Genomic DNA, 15475 nt, shown 5'->3' on the forward strand with positions numbered 1-15475 from the left:
ATCGGTTCTGACTGGGCGGCTTCTACTCGCAAGACCGTGAACCGTCAACCCCGGCACGCCAAATATTGCGCGCTGACGACGGCTTGGCAGCCATGCGAAAAACGCATGTAATTTTCTTTCTTCATTTTGCACGGCAAAGGAAGAAAGTGACCGGGGCAGACAAGAAAGTGACCGGCTTTTGGCTGTCCCGCACCGGCGCTTCATGGCAAAAGGCGGCATGGACAGCCCAAAACGCCTCGCCCGCCCCCGTCTCAAGAGGAATCAGCCCGTGAACGACAATGAGGAACGCCCGGTCACCATCGTCACCGGCCGGGTCTGGAAAAAGAAGGGCGGCAAGCCGGAAGGCGTCCATGTGATGCTGGTCGCGCCCGACGACGATTCGGCCGTGCGCCGGGTGCTCGAATCGCTTGCGGCCGAAGGCTATGCCGAGGTCGAGCTCGACCAGATCGGCGATATGGACGGCGAACCCGACGAGGAGCCGCATCTGTCAGCCTTTCAGGGTGCCCTCGAAGGTGAGGTGTCGATCGTCACGTTTGACGTGCCGCTCTGAGCGTCGCCGGCTGCTTGCGCCTGTCACCGCGCCGGCTTGCCCGGCACCGGTTCTCTGCTAAGAACCGAGCGACTTAACCAGCCAAATTCGAATCCGCGGAGTTCCCATGCCCTCGAACAATGGTCCCATCAAGCTCGGCATCGTCGGCGTCGGCAAGATCGTGCGCGACCAGCATCTGCCGGCAGTGGCCAAGGATGCGGACTACCGCCTCATCGCCGCCGCCAGCCGGCACGGCAAGGTGGACGGCATCCCGAATTTTCCGACCATTGAGGCGATGCTCGACGCGGTGCCGGAACTCGAGGCCGTGTCGCTGTGCATGCCGCCGCAGTTCCGCTACGACGCGGCACGCACGGCGCTGATTGCGAAGAAGCATGTTTTCCTGGAGAAGCCGCCGGGCGCTACGGTCAGTGAGGTCGAGGACCTGAAGCAGCTGGCGGCAGCCAATGGCGTTTCACTGTTCGCCAGCTGGCATTCGCGCTACGCGCCGGCAGTGGAGGCCGCGCGCGCCTTCCTGGCGTCGGCCAAGGTCAACTCGGCTGCCATCGCCTGGAAGGAAGATGTCCGCCGCTGGCATCCGAACCAGGATTGGATCTGGGCGCCGGGCGGTTTCGGCGTCTTCGATCCCGGCATAAACGCACTGTCGATCGCAACCCACATCCTGCCGGCGATGTTCATCACCTCGGCCGTCCTCGACTTCCCGGAAAACCGCGCTTCGCCTGTGGCGGCCCACGTGACCTTCCGCACCTCGGATGGGTTGCCGGTGACCATGGAGCTCGACTGGCTGCAGACGGGACCACAGAGCTGGGACATCCGGGCGGACACCGACAAGGGCAAGATGGTGCTGTCCGGCGGCGGCACCAAGCTTGCCATCGACGGCAAGTTGGTTCACGACGAGCCGGAGGCCGAATATCCCCAGCTTTACCGGCGCTTCGCCGAAGTCGTACGCGACGGCGTCTCCGATGTCGATTTGGCACCCCTGCAGCACGTCGCCGACGCGTTCATGCTCGGCAAGCGCAATGTGGTGGAAGCGTTCTTCGATTGAGCGATGAGTTCTGCCGGACCGCAGTCCGGACACTCACCATGCAGCCTTACTCGACGATCGCAATCGCAAACCCGTCATAGCCTTTGGCGCCGACGGTCTGGATGGCGGTGCCGTCCAGGCCATTGTCGCCGCCGATGAAGGAAAACGCACCGCGTGCGCCTTCGACATACGCGTCACGGCCATCGTCGTTGAGCACGGTGCCGTCGCGGATGACGTTGTCGCAGATGATGACCGTCCCCGGCCGCGACAGGCGCATGGCCCATGACAGATAATTCGGGTTGTTCGGCTTGTCGGCGTCGATGAAGATCAGATCGAACGGAGCGGCATTTTCGGCAACCAGCGTCTCAAGCGACTGAAGCGCGGGGCCGATCCTGAGCTCGACCTTGTCCGACACCCCTGCCCGCTCGAGATTCGAGTGCGCGACTTTTGCATGATGCGGCTCGAGTTCGAGCGTCACGATCTTGCCGCCGACGGGCAATCCCCTTGCCATCCAGATGGTCGAGTAGCCGCCAAGCGTGCCGATCTCCAGCACCTTCCTGGCGCCGCTGATGCGGACCAGCAGCGACAGCAGCTTGCCCTGCGCCGGCGATACGTCGATGGCCGGCAGGCCCTGGTCGCGGTTGGCCGCAAGCACCGCGTCAAGGACGGGATCCACCTCGAAGAGAGAGGAAACGATGTAGTCGTCGACGTCAGTCCAAACCTTCTTGCTCATGTTTTCCTCGATTCGATTAGGGGTCAAAACGCGAAAAGGGGCCACTGGGGCCCCCTTCCTTCTTCTCGTCCTGCCGCGCTTACTGCGCGGCGTTGACCATGTCGGTCAGCATCGGCTCGGCGACCTCGACACCGGAGGCCTTGCGGCGCTCGTCGATGATCAGTTCGTCGCGCGAGGTGGCGATGCGCCGGATCTGGCTCATCGTGCCGCCGGTACCGGCCGGGATCAGCCGGCCGACGATGACGTTTTCCTTCAGGCCCTGCAGCATGTCGGTCTTGCCGGCAACCGCAGCTTCGGTCAGCACCCTGGTCGTCTCCTGGAAGGAGGCGGCCGAGATGAAGGACGGCGTCTGCAGCGAGGCCTTGGTGATGCCCAGCAGCACCGGCTGGCCTTCGGCCGGCTTCTTGCCGTCCTCGACCAAGCGCTCGTTGACCTCTTCCAGTTCGATCACGTCGACGTGGTCGCCCGGAATGTAGGTCGAGTCGCCCTGCACCGTGATCTCGACCTTCTGCAGCATCTGGCGAACGATCACCTCGATGTGCTTGTCGTTGATCGACACGCCCTGCAGACGGTAGACTTCCTGGATTTCGTTCACGAGGTAGGAAGCAAGTGCTTCCACGCCCTTGATCGCCAGGATGTCGTGCGGCGCCGGATTGCCGTCGAGGATGTAGTCGCCCTTCTCGATGACGTCGCCGTCCTGGAGATGGAACGGCTTGCCCTTCGGGATCAGGTATTCGACCGGCTCAAGCGTCGAGTCATGCGGCTCGATGATGATGCGGCGCTTGTTCTTGTAGTCGCGGCCGAAGCGGATCGTGCCATCGATCTCGGCGATGATGGCGTGATCCTTCGGACGACGTGCCTCGAACAGTTCGGCAACACGCGGCAGACCGCCGGTGATGTCCTTGGTCTTGGCGCTTTCCATCGGGATACGCGCCAAAACGTCGCCGGGACGAACCTGCGAACCCGGCTCGACCGAAAGAATGGCCTCTACCGAGAGCAGGAAGCGGGCGTCGCCGCCCTTCGACAGCTTGCCGACCTTGCCCTTGGGGTCAAGGATGGCGATCGCCGGCTTGAGGTCGTTGCCGCGCGGCGTCGAGCGCCAGTCGATGACCTCGCGCTTGGTGATGCCGGTCGATTCGTCGGCCGTTTCCTGAACGGAAATGCCGTCGACCAGATCCTCGTACGACACCTTGCCCTCGATTTCGGTAAGGACAGGGCGGGTATAGGGATCCCATTCGGCGATACGCTGGCCCCGCTTCACCTTGTCGCCATCGTCCACGAAGATGCGCGAACCATAGGTAAGGCGATGCGAGGCACGCTCCTTGCCGGCTTCGTCGAGGATCAGCACCGCCATGTTGCGGCCCATGACCATCTGCTGGCCGTCCGAGTTGCGCACCACGTTGCGGTTGCGGATCTCGACCTTGCCCTCGTACGAGGCTTCAAGGAACGAGCTGTCCACCACCTGCGCCGTACCGCCCATGTGGAAGGTACGCATGGTGAGCTGGGTGCCCGGCTCGCCGATCGACTGCGCCGCGATGACGCCGACGGCTTCGCCCTGGTTGACCGGGGTGCCGCGGGCAAGATCGCGTCCGTAGCAGACCGCACAGACGCCGATCCTGACCTCGCAGGTCAGTGCCGAGCGAATGCGGACCGACTGCACGCCGGCCTTTTCGATCTTTTCCACGTCACGTTCGTCCATCAGCGTTCCGGCCTTGACCAGAACCTCACCCGAAACCGGATGCGTGATGTCGTCGAGCGAGGTGCGGCCCAGCACGCGCTGGCCGACCGAAGCGACGACCTGACCGGCATCGACGATCGGCTGCATGGTGAGGCCCTTGTCGGTGCCGCAATCCACGGAGTTGACGATGCAGTCCTGCGCCACGTCGACCAGACGACGGGTGAGGTAACCCGAGTTCGCCGTCTTCAAGGCAGTGTCGGCCAGACCCTTGCGGGCGCCGTGGGTCGAGTTGAAGTACTCGAGCACGGTCAGGCCTTCCTTGAAGTTCGAGATGATCGGCGTCTCGATGATTTCACCCGAGGGCTTTGCCATCAGGCCGCGCATGCCGGCGAGCTGACGCATCTGGGTGGGCGAACCACGCGCACCCGAATGCGACATCATGTAGATCGAGTTCATCGGCTTTTGACGGCCACTGTCCTCGAACTCGACGGCCTTGATGCGGGCCATCATCTCGTCGGCGACCTTTTCCGAGCACTTGGCCCAGGCGTCGACGACCTTGTTGTACTTCTCGCCCTGAGTGATCAGGCCGTCATTGTACTGCTGCTCGTATTCCTTGGCCAAAGCTTCGGTGTCGGAAACCAGCTTGATCTTGGCGTCCGGGATCAGCATGTCGTCCTTGCCGAACGAAATGCCGGCGCGGCAGGCGTGGCTGAAGCCGAGGGCCATGATGCGGTCGCAGAAAATGACCGTCTCCTTCTGACCGCAGTGGCGGTAGACGGTGTCGATCATCTTGGAGATGTTCTTCTTGGTCATCTCCTGGTTGGCGGTCTCGTAAGGCACGTTGACGTTCTTCGGCAGCAGTTCGCCGATGATCATGCGGCCAGGCGTGGTGTCGTAGATTTTCGACACGACCTTGCCTTCGGCGTCGACCGTGCGGAAGCGACCCTTGATCTTGGAGTGCAGCGTCACCGCCTTGGTCTCGAGCGCATGCTGGAGTTCGCCCATGTCGGCAAACACCATGCCTTCGCCCGGCTCGTTCTGATTGACGATCGAGAGATAGTAGAGACCCAGAACCATGTCCTGCGACGGCACGATGATCGGCGCGCCGGAAGCCGGGTGCAGGATGTTGTTGGTCGACATCATCAGCACGCGGGCTTCAAGCTGCGCTTCCAGCGACAGCGGCACGTGAACGGCCATCTGGTCGCCGTCGAAGTCGGCGTTGAAGGCCGTGCAGACCAGCGGATGCAGCTGGATCGCCTTGCCTTCGATCAGGATCGGCTCGAACGCCTGGATGCCGAGGCGGTGCAGCGTCGGCGCACGGTTCAGCAGCACCGGATGCTCGCGAATGACCTCGTCGAGGATATCCCAGACTTCCGGACGCTCCTTCTCGACCAGCTTCTTGGCCTGCTTGACGGTCGAGGAGAACCCTTGGCGTCGAGGCGGGCGTAGATGAACGGCTTGAACAGTTCGAGCGCCATCTTCTTCGGCAGGCCGCACTGGTGCAGCTTGAGCTCCGGACCGGTGACGATGACCGAACGGCCCGAATAGTCGACGCGCTTGCCGAGCAGGTTCTGGCGGAACCGGCCCTGCTTGCCCTTCAACATGTCGGACAGCGACTTCAGCGGACGCTTGTTGGCGCCGGTGATGACGCGGCCGCGACGGCCGTTGTCGAACAGCGCATCGACGGCTTCCTGCAGCATGCGCTTTTCATTGCGCACAATGATGCCGGGCGCGCGCAGCTCGATCAGCCGCTTCAGGCGGTTGTTGCGGTTGATGACGCGGCGATAGAGATCGTTCAGGTCGGACGTCGCGAAACGGCCGCCATCCAGAGGAACCAGCGGGCGAAGGTCCGGCGGGATCACCGGAACCACCTTCATGATCATCCATTCCGGACGGTTGCCGGACTCCATGAAGTTCTCGACGACCTTGAGCCGCTTCAGATACTTCTTCTGCTTCAGCTCGGACGTGGTCGAAGCCAGTTCCGAACGCAGGTCGCCGGCGATCTTCTCCAGGTCCATGCCGGCCAGAAGGTCATGAATGGCCTCGGCGCCGATCATGGCGGTGAACGAATCCTCGCCATACTCGTCGACGGCGATCATGTACTCTTCCTCGCTGAGCAGCTGGTGCTCCTTCAGCGCGGTGAGGCCAGGCTCGGTGACGATGTAGTTCTCGAAGTAGAGGACGCGCTCGATGTCCTTCAGGGTCATGTCGAGCAGCGTGCCGATGCGCGACGGCAGCGACTTCAGGAACCAGATGTGAGCGACAGGTGCCGCCAGCTCGATGTGGCCCATGCGCTCGCGGCGAACGCGCGACAGCGTGACTTCGACGCCGCACTTTTCGCAGATGACGCCCTTGTACTTCATGCGCTTGTACTTGCCGCATAGGCATTCATAGTCCTTGATCGGGCCAAAAATGCGCGCGCAGAACAGACCGTCACGCTCCGGCTTGAAGGTGCGGTAGTTGATGGTCTCCGGCTTCTTGATCTCGCCGAACGACCAGGACAGAATCTTCTCAGGGCTGGCGAGCGATATCCGGATGGAATCGAACACCTGCGCCGGCGCCTGCGGATTGAAGAGATTCATGACCTCTTGGTTCATGCCGTTCTCCTTTTCGGGGTCCTCGAAAACCCCTTGCATCTAACGCGGGCCAAATGCCCGCTGAGTGGTCGGCCCACTGGCCGTAGAATTTGTCGCATCCGGTCGCGGCGTTCCGCGACCGGATGTCTTGCTTACTCGGCCGCGCCCCTATTCGGCAGCATCTGGCAGCCGGACAGGGTTGTCGTCGAGCTTGGTGTTCTCCAGCTCGACATTGAGGCCGAGAGACCGCATTTCCTTGACGAGCACGTTGAAGCTCTCGGGAATGCCGGCCTCGAACGTGTCGTCGCCGCGCACGATCGCCTCGTAGACCTTGGTGCGGCCGGCGACATCGTCCGACTTCACCGTCAGCATTTCCTGCAGCGTGTAGGCGGCGCCATAGGCTTCCAGCGCCCAGACCTCCATTTCGCCGAAGCGCTGGCCACCGAACTGCGCCTTGCCGCCCAGCGGCTGCTGGGTAACGAGCGAGTACGGACCGATCGAACGCGCGTGGATCTTGTCGTCCACCAGGTGGTGAAGCTTGAGCATATAGATATAGCCCATCGTCACCTTGCGATCGAACGGCTCGCCGGTGCGTCCGTCATAGAGCTGCGACTGACCGCTGGTGTGCAGGCCCGCCTGCTCCAGCATGATGTTGATGTCGACTTCATGCGCGCCGTCGAACACCGGTGTCGCGATAGAGACGCCGCGGCGCATCTGCTCGCTGAGGCGAACGATGCTCTCGTCGTCATATTCGCGGACCGGCTCGTTGCGGTCGTTGGCTGGGATGAAGCTCTCGAGCGTCTTGCGCAACGGCTTGATGTCTCCAGCCGTCTTGTACGCGTCGATCAGCTCGCCGATCTTCTTGCCCATGCCCGCGCATGCCCAGCCCAGATGCGTTTCCAGGATCTGGCCGACATTCATGCGGCTCGGCACACCCAGCGGGTTGAGCACGATATCGGCATGCGTGCCGTCCTCGAGGAAAGGCATGTCCTCGACCGGAACGATCCGCGACACGACACCCTTGTTGCCGTGACGTCCCGCCATCTTGTCGCCCGGCTGCATCTTGCGCTTCACGGCCACGAAGACCTTGACCATCTTCATGACGCCCGGAGGCATTTCGTCGCCGCGCTGGACCTTCTCGACCTTGTCCATGAAGCGCTGCTCGAGCGCCTTCTTGGAATCGTCGTACTGGCCACGCAGGGCTTCCAGTTCGCTCTGGAGCTTTTCGTTCTCCACCGCAAACTGCCACCACTGCGAACGCGGATACTCGTCAAGCGTGTCCTTCGACAGTTTCGAGCCCTTCTTGAAGCCCTTCGGCCCGGCAATCGCTTCCTTGCCGACGAGAACGTCGGAAAGGCGCGAATAGACGTTGCGGTCGAGGATCGCCTGCTCGTCGTCGCGGTCCTTGGCGAGGCGTTCGATCTCCTCGCGTTCGATCGCCATGGCGCGCTCGTCCTTCTCGACGCCGTGGCGGTTGAAGACGCGCACTTCGACGACGGTGCCGAAGGTGCCCGGAGGCATGCGCATCGAGGTGTCGCGAACGTCGGACGCCTTTTCACCGAAGATGGCGCGCAGGAGCTTTTCTTCCGGCGTCATCGGGCTTTCGCCCTTCGGCGTGATCTTGCCGACCAGGATGTCGCCCGGCTGCACTTCCGCGCCGATATAGACGATGCCGGCTTCGTCGAGGTTCTTCAGCGCTTCTTCCGAAACGTTCGGAATGTCGCGTGTGATTTCCTCCGGTCCAAGCTTGGTGTCGCGGGCCATGACCTCGAATTCCTCGATGTGGATCGAGGTGAAGACGTCGTCGGCCACGATGCGCTCGGAGAGCAGGATCGAGTCCTCGTAGTTGTAGCCGTTCCACGGCATGAACGCGACCAGCACGTTGCGGCCGAGCGCCAGATCGCCGAGCTCGGTCGACGGACCGTCGGCGATGATGTCGCCCTTGTTGACGCGGTCGCCCATGCGCACCAGCGGACGCTGGTTGATGCAGGTGTTCTGGTTCGAACGCTGGAACTTCATCAGCCGGTAGATGTCGACGCCCGACTTGCCGGGATCGAGATCTTCCGTGGCGCGGATGACGATACGCGTCGCGTCCACCTGGTCGACGATGCCGCCGCGGCGGGCGCCGATGGCGGCGCCCGAGTCACGGGCAACGATCGGCTCCATGCCGGTGCCTACGAACGGCGCTTCGGCGCGCACCAGCGGCACGGCCTGACGCTGCATGTTGGAGCCCATCAGCGCGCGGTTGGCGTCGTCGTTCTCGAGGAACGGGATCAGCGCCGCGGCCACGGACACCATCTGCTTGGGCGACACGTCCATCAGATCGACGTTTTCGCGCGGCGCCATCATCACTTCGCCGGCGCTGCGGCAAATGACGAATTCGTCGACGAAACCACCATTCTTGTCGAGCTCGGCATTGGCCTGCGCGACGTGGTGCTTGGACTCTTCCATAGCGGAGAGATAGACGACCTCATTGGTCAGCTTGCCGTTGACGATCTTGCGGTACGGGCTTTCGATGAAGCCGTACTTGTTGACGCGCGCGAAGGTCGCCAGCGAGTTGATCAGACCGATGTTCGGGCCTTCCGGCGTCTCGATCGGGCAGATGCGGCCGTAATGCGTCGGGTGCACGTCGCGCACTTCGAAGCCGGCGCGCTCGCGGGTCAGACCGCCCGGGCCAAGTGCCGACAGGCGGCGCTTGTGGGTGATCTCCGACAGCGGGTTGGTCTGATCCATGAACTGCGACAGCTGCGAGGAACCGAAGAACTCGCGCACGGCGGCAGCCGCCGGCTTGGCGTTGATCAGGTCCTGCGGCATCACCGTATCGATCTCGATCGAGGACATACGTTCCTTGATCGCGCGCTCCATGCGCAGCAGGCCGACGCGGTATTGGTTCTCCATCAGCTCGCCGACAGAACGCACGCGGCGGTTGCCGAGATTGTCGATGTCGTCGATCTCGCCCTTGCCGTCGCGCAGCTCGACCAGCGTCTTGACCACGGCCAGGATGTCGTCCTTGCGCAGCACACGCACGGTATCCTCGGCCTTGAGCTCGAGGCGCATGTTCATCTTGACGCGGCCGACGGCCGACAGGTCGTAGCGCTCCGAGTCGAAGAACAGCGAGTTGAACATGGCTTCGGCGGTTTCAAGCGTCGGCGGCTCGCCCGGGCGCATGACACGGTAGATGTCGAACAGTGCGTCCTGGCGGCTCTCGTTCTTGTCGACGTTGAGCGTATTGCGGATGTAGGCGCCGACATTGACGTGGTCGATGTCGAGAACCTTGATCTCGCTTTCGCCCGTGCCGAGCAGCACCTTCAGCGTCTTTTCGTCGATCTCGTCGCCGGCTTCGAGGAAAATCTCGCCGGTGCCGTAGTTGACGATGTCCTCGGCCAGGTAGTTGCCGAGCAGATCCTCGTCGGTCGCCTTGATCGCCTTCAGACCCTTTTCGCCAAGCGCCCTTGCCTGGCGGGCGGTGATCTTCTTGCCGGCCTCGACGACAACTTCGCCGGTGTCGGCATCGACGAGGTCGCCAACGGCCTTCAGGCCGCGGAAACGCTCGACGTTGAACGGGATGCGCCAGTGGTCGCCGGCGCGCTTGTAGGTGATCTTGTTGTAGAAGGTCGACAGGATCTCTTCGCCGTCCATGCCGAGCGCCATCAAGAGCGACGTCACCGGAATCTTGCGGCGGCGGTCGATACGGGCGTGCACGACGTCCTTGGAATCGAACTCGATGTCGAGCCACGAACCGCGATAGGGAATGACGCGCGCCGCAAACAAAAGCTTGCCCGAGGAGTGCGACTTGCCCTTGTCATGGTCGAAGAAGACGCCCGGCGAACGGTGCATCTGCGAGACGATGACGCGCTCCGTGCCATTGACGATGAAGGTGCCGTTGAGCGTCATGAGCGGCATGTCGCCCATATAGACGTCCTGCTCCTTGATGTCCTTGATCGACTTTGCGCCGGTATCCTCGTCGATATCGAACACGATGAGGCGCAGCGTCACCTTGAGTGGCGCGGCATAGGTCAGGTCGCGCTGACGGCATTCGTCAACGTCGAATTTCGGTCCTTCGAACTCGTACTTCACGAACTCCAGCATCGAGGAGCCGGAGAAATCGGAGATCGGGAAAACCGACTTGAAAACGGCCTGCAGTCCCTCGTCCGGACGCCCACCCTTGGGCTCCGCCACCATCAGGAACTGGTCATAGGATGCTTTTTGAACCTCGATCAGGTTCGGCATCTCCGCAACTTCCGGAATCTTTCCGAAGAACTTGCGTACGCGTCTGCGGCCATTGAAAGTCTGGGTCTGGGCCATCGTCGCTCCTTAGCTATAAACTCGGGGCGAGCCTCGCCGCGGCTCACCTTGCATGCGCGGCCACCTCGGCGGCGGCCCCTGATCTGTTTCCCGCCGCCTGGCGGCGACGGCTAAAACGGGAGAAAACCCGTTTCCTGAAGGCCGGTTCGGCCCTCAGGAAAGAGGTTCTCGTACATCTCGCGCTACGCATCCTCCCCTCTGATGAAGGGAGTGGCGGACGGCGCGAGGCCGCCCGCCGCTTTTACGCTTACTTCAGGTCGACCTTGGCGCCGGCTGCTTCCAGCTGGGCCTTGAACTTCTCAGCGTCAGCCTTGGAAACGGCTTCCTTGACCGGCTTCGGAGCTGCTTCGACCAGATCCTTGGCTTCCTTGAGGCCCAGGCCGGTGATGGCGCGGACTTCCTTGATGACGTTGATCTTCTGAGCGCCTGCCTCAGTGAGGACGACGTCGAATTCCGTCTTTTCCTCAGCCGGAGCAGCAGCAGCGGCAGCGCCGCCGGCAGCGGCAACCGCCACCGGAGCAGCAGCCGAAACGCCCCACTTTTCTTCCAGAAGCTTCGACAGCTCGGCCGCCTCGAGGACGGTCAGCTTCGAAAGGTCGTCTACGATCTTTGCCAGATCAGCCATTGTTGTATTCCTTCATCAGGTTCGAACGTGTGTTTGTGATAGCGAGGAACGGCCTCATGCCGCCTCGTCCTTCCGGGCGTAAGCGCCGATGACGCGCGCGACCGAAGCCGCTGGCGCATTGACGATCTGGGCGATCCGGGTTGCCGGCGTGGCGATCATGCCAACCAGCCTGGCGCGCAACTCATCGAGCGACGGAAGTGTGGCGAGTGCCTTCACACCGTCGGCGTTGAGCGAGGTGGTGCCCATTGCGCCGCCGAGAATGACCAACTTGTCATTTCCCTTGGCGAAATCGGACGCGACCTTCGGCGCCGCAATCGGATCCTCCGAATAAGCGATCAGCGTCTGTCCCTTGAACAGGTCGATGATCGATGCGGAGTCCGTGCCCTGAAGAGCGATTTTGGCGAGACGGTTCTTCGCGACTTTGACGGTGCCACCGGCAGCGCGCATTTTCGACCGAAGGTCGTTCATTTGCGCGACGGTGATACCGGCGTAGTGGGCCACGACGACTGAACCAGCGCCTGCAAAGGCACCATTCAGGCCCGTGACGAGTTCGCGTTTTTCCGCTCTGTCCACTGCCTATCTCCAGTTGACCCCTGCCCCGCTAGTGGGACAGGCGTCGGGTTGCCTTTTTGCCGGCCGGGCCATCCATTACAGATCTCCCGAACGACGCTCGAGGATCCTGCCCCCTTTCGCCACATCGACGGCAAGCCGGAGATGCGCAGACAAAAGGCAAACACGGTTCGAACCTTTCATTGGAGCTTGTCGCTCCGTTGTCCGGTTTTCACCCGTCTCATGCAGGCCTAGTTCAATTAAGGCTTCTGGGCCGCCTGCAATCTCGGACAGGATGTCCGGAAGCCTCTCGACTTCCGGTACCGGGCCGCCGACAAGTCGGAGGCCCGGAATTCACTTGCGGATCAGCGCCTTGGCAGCCGATCCAGATGTTCGTATCAAGACGCTGCGAGCGTCGAGACGTCGAGCTTGAGGCCCGGGCCCATCGTCGAGGTGACCGACACCTTCTTGACGTAGTTGCCCTTGGCGCCAGCCGGCTTTGCCTTGGTCACGGCATCGGCGAAGGCGCGGACGTTTTCTTCCAGCGCCTTGACGTCGAACGAGACCTTGCCGACGCCGGCATGAACGATGCCGGCCTTCTCGACGCGGAACTCGACAGCGCCGCCCTTCGATGCCTTGACGGCGGCGGCGACGTCGGTGGTGACGGTGCCGACCTTCGGGTTCGGCATCATGCCGCGCGGGCCCAGCACCTTGCCCAGACGGCCGACCAGCGGCATCATGTCCGGCGTGGCGATGCAGCGATCGAAGTCGATCGTGCCCTTCTGGACGATGTCGACCAGATCCTCGGCACCGACGATGTCGGCGCCGGCGGCGCGAGCCTCATCGGCCTTGCCGCCACGTGCGAACACGGCGACGCGGACAGAGCGGCCGGTGCCGTTCGGCAGGTTGACCACGCCGCGGACCATCTGGTCGGCATGGCGCGGGTCGACGCCGAGGTTCATCGCAACTTCGATGGTCTCGTCGAACTTCACCGTCGAACGGTCCTTGAGCAGCTTCAGCGCCTCACCAAGGGCATAGGCCTTGTTGGGGTCGATGCCGTCGCGGGACTTCGATACACGCTTTGCAATCTTTGCCATGATCTCAGCCCACCACTTCCAGACCCATCGAGCGGGCGGAGCCCTCGACCATGCGCATGGCCGCCTCGACGTCGTTTGCGTTCAGATCCTTCATCTTCTGTTCGGCGATGGCGCGCACCTTGTCGCGACCGATCGTGCCGGCCTTGATCTTGCCCGGCTCTTTCGAACCCGAAGTCAAGTTCGCCGCCTTTTTCAGGAAGTAGCTCACCGGCGGCGTCTTCATGACGAAGGTGAAGGACTTGTCCTGGTAATAGGTGATGACGACCGGGATCGGCGATCCCTTTTCCATTTCCTGGGTCTGCGCGTTGAACGCCTTGCAGAATTCCATGATGTTGATGCCGCGCTGACCAAGTGCCGGGCCGATCGGCGGAGACGGCGTAGCCGATCCCGCTTTGACCTGGAGCTTGAGCTGGCCTGCAATTTTCTTAGCCATCTCTTTCCTGCCTTTATCTCATGCCGGCCCCAGTATCGGGAACACCGGCGGTTGCAGTCTGGTGGTGCGGTCCGCGCGGCCGGCTAAAGCCGCATTCGCCTCCCACCCGTTCATGGCCGCGCGCTTTCCGCGCCGCCTCCCCTTGCCGGCGAACCGGCGCAGGGTTTTCGGATCAGCCCTTTTCGACCTGTCCGAATTCCAGATCGACCGGCACGGCGCGCCCGAAGATCGAAACTTCCACCTTGAGCCGCGCCCGCTCCTCGTCCACTTCCTGGACGAAACCGTTGAACGAGGCGAACGGACCATCCGAAACGCGGATCGCCTCGCCGATCTCGAAAGTGACCGAGGGCTTCGGCCGCTCGACGCCTTCCTGAACCTGGTTCAGGATGCGCTGCGCCTCGGCTTCGGTGATCGGCACCGGCTTGGAGTCACCGAGGAAGCCGGTGACCTTCGGCGTGTTCTTGACCAGCGAGAACACCGCATCGGTCAGATTGGCCTTGAGCAGCACATAGCCCGGAAAGAACTTGCGCTCGGCATCGACCTTGCGGCCGCGGCGGATTTCGACGACCTTCTCGGTCGGCACCACGATCTGCTCGATATCGGCGGACAGGCCCTTCTGCTTGGCCTTGTTCTCAATGTCCTCGGCGACCTTCTTTTCGAAGTTCGAATAGGCGTGGACGATGTACCAGCGCGCGGTCATTTCAAGACTTCTCCGTAATCGCCGGACTTAATGGCCGAGGCTCAGTAACCGCTCGATCGCGTAGCCCATGGCCACGTCGGCGGTGAAGAAAAAGATCATCGCGATGACCGCGAATACGAGCACCATCACCGTCGAGATCATCGTCTCCCGGCGCGACGGCCAAGTCACCTTGGCAGTTTCCGCGCGGACCTGCTGGAGAAAGACGAAAGGATTTGTGGTTTTCGAAGCCATATGCCGCTCTGTCTTCAAGACCCGTTGGCCGGGTCTCCTGGATGATCCCGCTGGCCGGGACGTGCCGCCTGGGTTCAAGTCGACGCCGAATCAGCGCCATTTCGCCCATGCAAATCGGACGCGTAAAGCCGGCTTCCCAGCTCCACGCGTCGCGTGTCTGTTGTGTCTACATAAAACCGATTCTTGATCCACGCAAGTGGCAAGTGTCCGCTTTATGACCAAACGCCGCCTCGGAACCATCCAGTCGTCCCGTCCCGGCTATCGAGGCCTTATGCCTCAGTTCGCCCAATATGGCAAGCCACCTGCCCTTTTTCAATGCCGGACCCCAATTCCAGGAGGTGGATCCGGAAATCAGGCACGCGATTACAAGTTCGAGGAAATGGCGTTGCGGACGAACCTGCGACCTGCTGTTTTGGAAACCAAATGAAGCGCACGCAAGATTGGAATCCAGCTGCCCATGCCGAGGCAGCTGGATCAACCCAGGGTTAGTTAGGCACAGGCGAGTTCGACCCCGGCCACTGCGCCGATTCCGCATGGTGGGCGTGGGCGCGGCGCGATCACTGCCGGGCACGGGGGCGGGTCGTCGTCATCGTCGGGGCCGAAAGAACGGCCCCGACGCCGCCAAGCCTTGAGAACGCTGCGGCGCGAGGAGGGTCGCCAAGGCAGCACCCGGCCTGAAGTCTCTTTCCCCAGCGTGGGTTTCTCATCCAGAGCCTTCAACGCACTCAGAATCTGGTCGACAGGGATTACCGTGCCGTTGTCCAGGCGGCGCAAGGCAGGCTGGTTTTCCACCGCGCAGGCATCGGACGCCCACGAGGAAAGCAGTGCCCGCTTTTCTCCACTGCTGAGGCGTGGATGGTTGATGACGTTGTCTGGATTGTCGAGCAGGCACAAAGAAGTTTCAATTTTGCCCGAGCGTGCCGCAGAAAGTGTCGGTGTCTCGTAGAAGTTGTCCATCTCCATTCTCCGCAATCTGG

The 15475-nt window shown here is 62.3% G+C and carries 11 protein-coding genes and 1 pseudogene; 2 read left to right on the top strand and 10 right to left on the bottom strand.

Translation table 11 applies throughout. The annotated features are described in order from the left end of the window. Nucleotides 1-268 precede the first annotated feature (268 nt). Nucleotides 269-550, top strand: coding sequence for a hypothetical protein (locus tag NLY44_RS08565; protein ID WP_023694876.1), 282 nt, complete (start codon nucleotides 269-271; stop codon nucleotides 548-550). Between the two features lie 106 nt (nucleotides 551-656). After that, the gene (locus tag NLY44_RS08570; RefSeq protein ID WP_023807011.1) at nucleotides 657-1592 is read left to right on the top strand and encodes a Gfo/Idh/MocA family protein; all 936 of its coding nucleotides are present in this window, start codon (nucleotides 657-659) and stop codon (nucleotides 1590-1592) included. A 46-nt stretch (nucleotides 1593-1638) separates the two neighbouring features. Here the strand turns inward: NLY44_RS08570 and NLY44_RS08575 are convergent, their stop codons facing one another. The 10 genes and pseudogenes from NLY44_RS08575 to NLY44_RS08620 all read right to left on the bottom strand — a co-directional run bounded on the left by NLY44_RS08575 (nucleotide 1639) and on the right by NLY44_RS08620 (nucleotide 15455). Beyond that, the gene (locus NLY44_RS08575; RefSeq protein WP_023807010.1) at nucleotides 1639-2304 is read right to left on the bottom strand and encodes an O-methyltransferase; all 666 of its coding nucleotides are present in this window, start codon (nucleotides 2302-2304) and stop codon (nucleotides 1639-1641) included. Between the two features lie 79 nt (nucleotides 2305-2383). Beyond that, nucleotides 2384-6579 (bottom strand): annotated as a pseudogene (rpoC, locus tag NLY44_RS08580) (DNA-directed RNA polymerase subunit beta'). A gap of 147 nt (nucleotides 6580-6726) precedes the next feature. Continuing rightward, nucleotides 6727-10863, bottom strand: a complete 4137-nt coding sequence (gene rpoB / locus NLY44_RS08585; protein ID WP_023686024.1) for a DNA-directed RNA polymerase subunit beta — start codon at nucleotides 10861-10863, stop codon at nucleotides 6727-6729. A gap of 247 nt (nucleotides 10864-11110) precedes the next feature. After that, nucleotides 11111-11488 carry a 50S ribosomal protein L7/L12 gene (gene rplL / locus NLY44_RS08590; RefSeq protein ID WP_023667436.1) on the bottom strand — a complete coding sequence of 126 codons (378 nt, stop codon included), beginning with the start codon at nucleotides 11486-11488 and terminating at the stop codon, nucleotides 11111-11113. Between the two features lie 54 nt (nucleotides 11489-11542). Beyond that, nucleotides 11543-12061, bottom strand: a complete 519-nt coding sequence (rplJ, locus tag NLY44_RS08595) for a 50S ribosomal protein L10 (RefSeq protein WP_023667437.1) — start codon at nucleotides 12059-12061, stop codon at nucleotides 11543-11545. A gap of 374 nt (nucleotides 12062-12435) precedes the next feature. After that, nucleotides 12436-13134 carry a 50S ribosomal protein L1 gene (gene rplA, locus NLY44_RS08600; protein ID WP_023667438.1) on the bottom strand — a complete coding sequence of 233 codons (699 nt, stop codon included), beginning with the start codon at nucleotides 13132-13134 and terminating at the stop codon, nucleotides 12436-12438. A 4-nt stretch (nucleotides 13135-13138) separates the two neighbouring features. Then, the gene (gene rplK / locus NLY44_RS08605) at nucleotides 13139-13567 is read right to left on the bottom strand and encodes a 50S ribosomal protein L11 (protein WP_006333334.1); all 429 of its coding nucleotides are present in this window, start codon (nucleotides 13565-13567) and stop codon (nucleotides 13139-13141) included. Nucleotides 13568-13739: 172 nt separating this feature from the next. After that, entirely contained in the window at nucleotides 13740-14267 is a 528-nt protein-coding gene (gene nusG / locus NLY44_RS08610) for a transcription termination/antitermination protein NusG (protein ID WP_006333333.1), read from the bottom strand. A 27-nt stretch (nucleotides 14268-14294) separates the two neighbouring features. Continuing rightward, a complete protein-coding gene (gene secE / locus NLY44_RS08615) occupies nucleotides 14295-14498 on the bottom strand; it encodes a preprotein translocase subunit SecE (RefSeq protein WP_023667439.1) in 204 nt (67 codons plus the stop codon). 489 nt (nucleotides 14499-14987) lie between these two features. Next, complete coding sequence (locus NLY44_RS08620; RefSeq protein ID WP_023731757.1) at nucleotides 14988-15455, bottom strand: hypothetical protein; 468 nt, start codon at nucleotides 15453-15455, stop codon at nucleotides 14988-14990. Nucleotides 15456-15475: the final 20 nt, after the last annotated feature.

Source organism: Mesorhizobium sp. C089B (assembly GCF_030323125.1).
Lineage (GTDB): Bacteria > Pseudomonadota > Alphaproteobacteria > Rhizobiales > Rhizobiaceae > Mesorhizobium.